The organism is Aureimonas ureilytica, assembly GCF_001475935.1.
GTDB lineage: Bacteria > Pseudomonadota > Alphaproteobacteria > Rhizobiales > Rhizobiaceae > Aureimonas > Aureimonas ureilytica_A.
Map to the genome: position 1 here is coordinate 1 of NZ_LDQA01000112.1, position 1,038 is coordinate 1,038.

The following is a 1,038-nucleotide window of genomic DNA, read 5'->3' on the forward strand; positions in this document are numbered from 1 at the left end:
TTGGTATTGCTTGTGGGGTGGAAGGGAAGGAGTGATTGAGCAGTTGGGGGTGCGAGTGGCTGAGGAGCATGGAACCGCGCGGGGGGCGGATGAAGTCGTTGGAGTGCGTGATCAGGCCGGGGAGGTTGCAGGGGGAACCCGCCTTGACATGGCCGGAGGCGGTAATGAGGAACCGCTTCTGGGCGGCCGACTTGGGCTGCAGCTTGGGCATGTTGCTCTCCTGACAGTAGGACCGGGAAAAGGCCGGAGTGAGGATCTCGGAAGAGCCGCAGTCCGGCCTTTTCGCGGTCCTACTGTCAGGAGAGCAAAATGCCCAAGATGAAGACCAAGTCGGCCGCCAAGAAGCGGTTCCGCATGACCGCCTCCGGCAAGGTCAAGGCGGGTGCCGCCGGCAAGCGCCACGGCATGATCAAGCGCTCCAACGACTTCATTCGCAACGCGCGCGGATCGATGATCCTCAGCGAGGCGGATGCCAAGATCGTCAAAGTCTACATGCCTTACAACCGCTAAGCGGTTCCCAAGGCTTATCGATTTTTCAAGGAGATAGATCATGGCACGCGTCAAGCGGGGCGTAACGTCCCATGCCAAGCACAAGAAGACCCTGAAGGCCGCCAAGGGCTTTTACGGCCGCCGCAAGAACACGATCCGCGCCGCCAAGGCTGCGGTCGATCGTTCCAAGCAGTTCGCCACGCGCGACCGCCGCGTCAAGAAGCGCAACTTCCGCGCCCTGTGGATCCAGCGCATCAACGCCGGCGTGCGCGAGCACGGCCTGACCTACGCCCGCTTCATCGACGGTCTGAACAAGGCCGGCATCGAAGTGGACCGCAAGGTTCTGTCCGACATCGCCATCCACGAGCCGGAGGCCTTCACGGCTCTGGTCGAGAAGGCCAAGACGGCCCTCGCCTACATCAAGGACGGCCAGTTCCCCGGCGCCTACGAGCGCGCCGTCGGCGAGAAGCAGGCCGCGTAAGGCAGCCCGTCTTCGGATCGTTTGAAAGGCCCGCGCGGATCACGCTCCGCGCGGGCCTTTCTCTTTGG

At 63.0% G+C, this 1,038-nt stretch carries 3 protein-coding genes; 2 read left to right on the forward strand and 1 reads right to left on the reverse strand.

Features of this window, described 5'->3' with window-relative positions; translation table 11 throughout:
* Positions 1 to 211, reverse strand: a 211-nt coding sequence (locus tag NS365_RS24835; protein ID WP_058602582.1) for a hypothetical protein, incomplete at its 3' end; no start/stop codon positions are given.
* Positions 212 to 309: 98 nt separating this feature from the next.
* On the opposite strand from NS365_RS24835, the gene rpmI reads away from it, so the two are divergent.
* A complete protein-coding gene (rpmI, locus tag NS365_RS22825; protein WP_055892255.1) occupies positions 310 to 510 on the forward strand; it encodes a 50S ribosomal protein L35 in 201 nt (66 codons plus the stop codon).
* A gap of 40 nt (positions 511 to 550) precedes the next feature.
* Positions 551 to 970 (forward strand): 50S ribosomal protein L20, encoded by a 420-nt coding sequence (gene rplT, locus NS365_RS22830; protein WP_058602583.1) that lies wholly within the window; start codon positions 551 to 553, stop codon positions 968 to 970.
* The last annotated feature ends 68 nt before the right edge of the window (positions 971 to 1,038 follow it).

Coding starts and splice junctions, on each gene's coding strand:
- rpmI (WP_055892255.1), top strand. CDS start 310: ATGCCCAAGATGAAGACCAAGTCGGCCGCCAAGAAGCGGTTCCGCATG.
- rplT (WP_058602583.1), top strand. CDS start 551: ATGGCACGCGTCAAGCGGGGCGTAACGTCCCATGCCAAGCACAAGAAG.